The organism is Duganella sp. CF517, from assembly GCF_900110275.1.
In the GTDB taxonomy this organism is placed as follows: Bacteria; Pseudomonadota; Gammaproteobacteria; order Burkholderiales; family Burkholderiaceae_D; genus Rugamonas.
Map to the genome: position 1 here is coordinate 1 of NZ_FODC01000020.1, position 7,010 is coordinate 7,010.

Sequence of the window (7,010 nt, forward strand, 5' to 3'; positions counted from 1 at the left end):
AAACTGGGCGCGCGCGGCGTGCTGGAAAGCCTGCGCGAGACGCACGCCGGTTTGACCGGCCTGCTGGCGCACGAACACGCCAGTCTGTCGCTGGCGCAGCGTTGCAGCGGGCTGCCTAGCAGTACGCCGCTGTTCTCGTCGCTGTTGAATTACCGCCACGGCGCCACCGGCCAGGCCGACAGCGGCATCGCCTGGGAAGGCATGCAGGCGCTCGGCGGCGAGGAACGCACGAATTTCCCGATGGTGATGTCGGTCGATGATCAAGGCCAGGGCTTCCAGCTGTCGGGGCAAACGGTGCGCCAGGTCGGCGTAGGGCGTATATGCGATTACATGCTGGCTGCGGTCGAGTGCATCGTCACGGCGTTGGCCATGGCGCCGGAAAGCGCCATTGGCGAAATGGATTTGCTGGCGACGGACGAGCGCGATCAACTGTACGCCTGGAGCGTGAACCTGGCGGCGCATGCGGACGAGAAGCCGGTGCACCACCTGATCGAACGCCGCGCGCGGGAGGCGCCCGGGGCGACGGCGCTGCTGTTCGGCGACGAATCGCTGAGCTACGCGGAACTAAACCTGCGTGCCAACCGGCTGGCGCACCACCTGATCAAACTCGGTGTCCGCCCGGACGTCAAGGTCGGCATCGCGGTAGAACGCTCGGTCGAGATGGTGGTCGGCCTGCTGGCGATCATGAAGGCCGGCGGCGCCTATGTGCCGCTGGACCCGGAATATCCGGCCGACCGCTTGGCCTATATGATCGGCGACAGCGGCATCCAGTTGCTGCTGACGCAGAGCGCGCTGAAAGAAGGCCTGCCGCTGGCCGCCGGCTTGCGCCTGCTGGAGCTGGACGCGCTCGATCTGGCCGGCGAGGCCGGGCATGATCCGGCGGTCGCGCTGCACGGCGAAAACCTGGCCTACGTAATCTACACCTCCGGCTCGACCGGACGGCCCAAGGGCGCGGCAAATCGCCACCGCTCGCTGTACAGCCGCCTGGCGTGGATGCAGCAAGCCTATGGCTTGACCGCCGCCGACACGGTGCTGCAAAAAACCCCGTTCAGCTTTGACGTCTCGGTGTGGGAGTTCTTCTGGCCGTTGATGACCGGCGCGCGGCTGGCCGTCGCCAATCCGGGCGACCACCGCGATCCGCGCCGCCTGGTCGAACTGATCGAGCGCCATGGCGTCACCACGCTGCACTTCGTGCCGTCGATGCTGCAGGCTTTCCTCGCGCACGAGGGCATCGAGGCGTGCGCCAGCCTGACGCGCGTCGTCTGCAGCGGCGAGGCCCTGCCGGCCGAGGCGCGCAACGGCGTGTTCAAACGTCTGCCGAAGGCGGGACTTTACAACTTGTACGGGCCGACCGAGGCTGCCATCGACGTCACCCACAGCACCTGCCGCGACGACGGCCGTGGCCAGGTGCCGATCGGCCGGCCGATCAGCGCCACCCACACCCACGTGTTAGACGCCGGCCTGAATCTGGTGCCGGCCGGCGTGGCCGGTGAGCTGTACCTGGGCGGCATCAACCTGGCGCGCGGCTACCTTGACCGTCCGGGCCTCAGCGCCGAGCGCTTCGTGGCAGATCCATTCGGCCTCGATGGCGAGCGCCTGTACCGCACCGGGGATTTGGTGCGCTGGAACGACGAGGGGGAGCTGGAATACCTGGGCCGGATCGACCACCAGGTCAAGATTCGCGGCTTCCGGATCGAGTTGGGCGAGGTGGAGGCGCAACTGCTGGCGCAACCGGCGGTGCGCGAGGCGGTGGTGGTGGCCCATGGCGGCGCCGCCGGCGCGCGCCTGGTGGCCTACGTCTCGGCGCAGGCCGGGCAGACGATCGACACGGCGGCGTTGCGCGCACGCCTGGGCAAAGCGCTGCCGGACTATATGGTGCCGTCGTTGATCGTGACGCTCGACAGCCTGCCGCTGAACGCCAACGGCAAGGTGGACCGCAAGGCGCTGCCGGAGCCGGACCACGAAAGCCGGGAATACGAGGCTCCGCAGGGCGAGGTCGAACAAGCGCTGGCCGCGATCTGGGCCGGGGTGCTGGGTGTCGAACGCGTCGGACGCCAGGACAACTTCTTCGAGCTGGGTGGCGATTCGATTCTCAGTCTCAAAGTGATTTCGCGCTCCCGGGCCAACGGCCTGTCACTGACGCCGCAGCAGATCTTTGCCCATCAGACCCTGGCGGCAGTGGCCAGGGCCGGCGAAGGTGATCGCAAGGAGGAATCGATTCCGGTGCTGCCCGAAACCAGTCGGTCAGGCCCGATGGCCGCCTCGTATGCGCAGGTTCGCCAGTGGTTCCTGTGGAAACTGGAACCTGAAAGCGCGGCTTACCACATCAGTCACGCGCTGACGCTGAACGGCGCGTTGGATGTCGATGCCCTGAAGGCAGCCTTCGAGGCGCTGCTGGTCCGGCATGAATCCCTGCGCACCGTGTTCCGTGCCGGCGACGACGGCCAGGCGGCACAGCTGGTCGGCGAGGCGTCGGACGCCTGGTTCGAACACATCGACTTGACAGGAACGGCGGCCGACGCCTTGACCGCGCAAGTGCGCGGCGAGGTGGCGCGTCTGAACCGCACCCCGTTCGACCTCGAACACGGCCCCTTATTGCGCGTGGGCCTGATCCGCGAAGCGGCGGACCGACACGTATTGGCAGTGGTGATGCATCACATCGTTTCAGACGGATGGTCGATGAACATCATCGTCGAGGAATTCGTCGAGCTGTATCGGGCGCGTCTTGAGGGGCGCTCGGCCACGCTGGCGCCGCTGCCGGTGCAATATGCCGATTACGCGGCGTGGCAGCGCCAGTGGATGGAAGCCGGCGAGCGGGAACGCCAGCTAAGTTATTGGAAGGCGCAACTGGGCGACGAGCACCCGGTACTTCAATTGCCGACCAATCGCCCGCGCAAGGCCGATGGCGCCTACCGCGCCGCGCGGCACACGTTCGTGCTGCCGCCCGATCTTGCTGGCGGCCTGCAGCGGCGCGCGCAGGCGCAAGGCGCCACGCTGTTCATGGCGTTGCTGGCCGGCGTGCAGGTGCTGCTGTCGCGCCACAGCGGCCAGTCGGATATCCGGGTCGGCGTGCCGATCGCCAACCGCCATCGCTCCGAGACCGAGGGCGTGGTGGGCTTCTTCGTCAATACCCAGGTGCTGCGCAACGTCATCGACGACAGGCAAAGCATGGCGCAGGTGCTGGAACAGGCAAAGCAAGCGTCACTGGGCGCACAGGCGCACCAGGACCTGCCTTTCGAGCAGTTGGTCGAGGCGCTGCGGCCCGAGCGCCAGCTAGGCGCCAATCCCTTGTTCCAGGTGCTGATGAACCACCAAAGGCAGCAGCGCGGCGGGGCGCGACAGCTGCCAGGCCTGGTGCTGGAGGATTACCTCTCTGGCGATCGCACGGCGCAGTTCGAACTGACGGTCGACACATTCGAGGCAGCCGATGGCCTGCTGCATGTGGGCTTCACCTATGCACAAGAGCTGTTCGCAGCCGAGGCGATCGAACGGATGGCGGCACACTATGTGGCGGTGCTGCGGGCGTTGGCTGAAGATCCCGGCCGCGCGGCCGGCGCCGTGTCCCTGCTGGACGAGGCCGAGCGCGATCGACTGCGCGCCTGGGGCGTGAACCCGGCGGCGCATGCGGACGAGAAGCCGGTGCACCACCTGATCGAACGCCGCGCGCGGGAGGCGCCCGGGGCGACGGCGCTGCTGTTCGGCGACGAATCGCTGAGCTACGCGGAACTAAACCTGCGTGCCAACCGGCTGGCGCACCACCTGATCAAACTCGGTGTCCGCCCGGACGTCAAGGTCGGCATCGCGGTAGAACGCTCGGTCGAGATGGTGGTCGGCCTGCTGGCGATCATGAAGGCCGGCGGCGCCTATGTGCCGCTGGACCCGGAATATCCGGCCGACCGCTTGGCCTATATGATCGGCGACAGCGGCATCCAGTTGCTGCTGACGCAGAGCGCGCTGAAAGAAGGCCTGCCGCTGGCCGCCGGCTTGCGCCTGCTGGAGCTGGACGCGCTCGATCTGGCCGGCGAGGCCGGGCATGATCCGGCGGTCGCGCTGCACGGCGAAAACCTGGCCTACGTAATCTACACCTCCGGCTCGACCGGACGGCCCAAGGGCGCGGCAAATCGCCACCGCTCGCTGTACAGCCGCCTGGCGTGGATGCAGCAAGCCTATGGCTTGACCGCCGCCGACACGGTGCTGCAAAAAACCCCGTTCAGCTTTGACGTCTCGGTGTGGGAGTTCTTCTGGCCGTTGATGACCGGCGCGCGGCTGGCCGTCGCCAATCCGGGCGACCACCGCGATCCGCGCCGCCTGGTCGAACTGATCGAGCGCCATGGCGTCACCACGCTGCACTTCGTGCCGTCGATGCTGCAGGCTTTCCTCGCGCACGAGGGCATCGAGGCGTGCGCCAGCCTGACGCGCGTCGTCTGCAGCGGCGAGGCCCTGCCGGCCGAGGCGCGCAACGGCGTGTTCAAACGTCTGCCGAAGGCGGGACTTTACAACTTGTACGGGCCGACCGAGGCTGCCATCGACGTCACCCACAGCACCTGCCGCGACGACGGCCGTGGCCAGGTGCCGATCGGCCGGCCGATCAGCGCCACCCACACCCACGTGTTAGACGCCGGCCTGAATCTGGTGCCGGCCGGCGTGGCCGGTGAGCTGTACCTGGGCGGCATCAACCTGGCGCGCGGCTACCTTGACCGTCCGGGCCTCAGCGCCGAGCGCTTCGTGGCAGATCCATTCGGCCTCGATGGCGAGCGCCTGTACCGCACCGGGGATTTGGTGCGCTGGAACGACGAGGGGGAGCTGGAATACCTGGGCCGGATCGACCACCAGGTCAAGATTCGCGGCTTCCGGATCGAGTTGGGCGAGGTGGAGGCGCAACTGCTGGCGCAACCGGCGGTGCGCGAGGCGGTGGTGGTGGCCCATGGCGGCGCCACCGGCGCGCGCCTGGTGGCCTATGTCTCGGCGCAGGCCGGGCAGCCGATCGACACGGCGGCGTTGCGCGGGCGCCTGGGCGAAGCGCTGCCGGACTATATGGTGCCGTCGTTGATCGTGACGCTCGACAGCCTGCCGCTGAACGCCAACGGCAAGGTGGACCGCAAGGCGCTGCCGGAGCCCGGCCATGAAAACCGGGAATACGAAGCGCCGCAGGGCGAGGTCGAACAAGCACTGGCCGCGATCTGGGCCGGGGTGCTGGGCGTCGAACGTATCGGACGCCAGGACAACTTCTTCGAGCTGGGTGGCCATTCGCTGCTGGCGTTGAGCGTGTTGGAACGCATGCGCGCGCGCGGCAAGGCGGTGCAGGTGCGCACGCTGTTCCAGCAACCGGTGCTGGCGGCCTTCGCGCAATCAGTCGCCCGAGACGAGGACCGGCGCGATGTGGTGGTGCCGCCTAATCTGATCCCTGCGGATTGCGACGCGATCACGCCGGAGATGCTAACCCTGATCGACCTCGACCTCGACGTCGAACAGATCGCGCGCATAGAGGAGGCGGTGCCAGGCGGCGCCGCCAACATCCAGGATATCTATCCATTGGCGCCGCTGCAGGAAGGGATTCTTTTCCACCACATGCTTCAGGGTGAGGGCGACGCCTATGTCACGCCGCACCTGCTGGGCTTCGACAGCCGTGAAAGGCTGGAGCGCTTCGTCTCAAGCTTCAACCGGGTGATCGCGCGTCACGACATCCTGCGCACGGCGGTGCTGTGGGAAGGCTTGCAATCTCCGGTGCAGGTGGTCGCGCGCCACGCCGCGCTGGTCATCGAATGGCTGCCGGTATCGCAAGGCACCGACGCCGCCGAGAGGCTGAACGCCCATGTCGACCCGCTGCGCCATCGCATCGACGTGCGCCGCGCGCCGCTGCTGCGCGCCGTGGCGTTACAGGATCCCGATCATGAACGCTGGCTGTTGCAGCTGCCCGGCCACCATCTGGTGCTGGACCACACCACGCTGGAGCTGATCGTCGCGGAGATCGCGTTGATCCAGCAAGGGCGTGCGGAAGAATTGTCCGAGCCGGTGCCGTTCCGCCGCTTCGTGGCGCAGGCGCGCCTTGGCGTCAGCGCCGCCGAGCATGAGGCCTTCTTCAAGGCGATGCTGGCCGATGTGGACGAACCGACGGCGCCATTCGGCTTGCTGGACGTGCAAGGCGACGGCGGCGGCGTCGAAGAGTTGCGGCTGCCGTTGGCGGCCGGTCTGTCCGAAAGGATCAGGCGGCAGGCGCGCAGCCACGGCCTGGGTACGGCCAGCTTGTTCCACCTGGCGTGGGCGCTGGTGCTGTCGAAAGCGACCGGCAAGGACGACGTGGTATTCGGCACCGTGCTGTTCGGCCGCATGCAGGGCGGCGAAGGCGCCGGGCGTGCGTTGGGCATGTTCATCAACACGCTGCCGCTGCGCGTCAAACTCGGTGGGCGCGGCGTGCTGCATAGCCTGCGCGAGACTCACGCCGGTTTGATTGGATTGATGGCGCACGAACACGCCAGCCTGTCGCTGGCGCAGCGTTGCAGCGGCATGGCCGGCGGAACGCCGCTGTTCTCGGCACTACTGAACTACCGCCACGGCGCCAGCGGCACGGCCGACAGCGGCGCCGTTTGGGAAGGCATGGTGTCCCTGGGTGGTGAAGAGCGAACCAACTACCCTGTCGGCATGTCGATCGATGATCTTGGCCAGGACTTCCATCTGGTGGGACAGGCCGTCCGTTCGGTCGGCGCCGCAAAGCTATGCGAATATATGTTGGCGGCGGTGGAAGGCATCGTCGAAGTGCTGGACGGTCAATCCGGGCGCGCCATCGGCGAACTCGATTTGTTGGGCGCGACGGAGCGGGAGCTGTTGCGCACCTGGAGCGTCAATCCGGCCAGCCATGCGAACATGGCGCCGGTGCACCAGCTGTTCGAGCGCTGGGCGCTTGAGTCGCCGCTGGCGACGGCGCTGCTGTTCGGCGACGAATCGCTGACCTACATGGCGCTGAACCAGCGCGCCAACCGGCTGGCGCACCGCCTGATCAAGCTCGGTGTCGG

Annotated in this window: 1 protein-coding gene; it reads left to right on the forward strand. The window is 67.5% G+C overall.

Going from position 1 to position 7,010, the window contains the following annotated elements:
* Positions 1 to 7,010: non-ribosomal peptide synthetase (locus BMX85_RS29765; protein ID WP_229210736.1), on the forward strand; the 7,010-nt coding region annotated here is incomplete at both ends.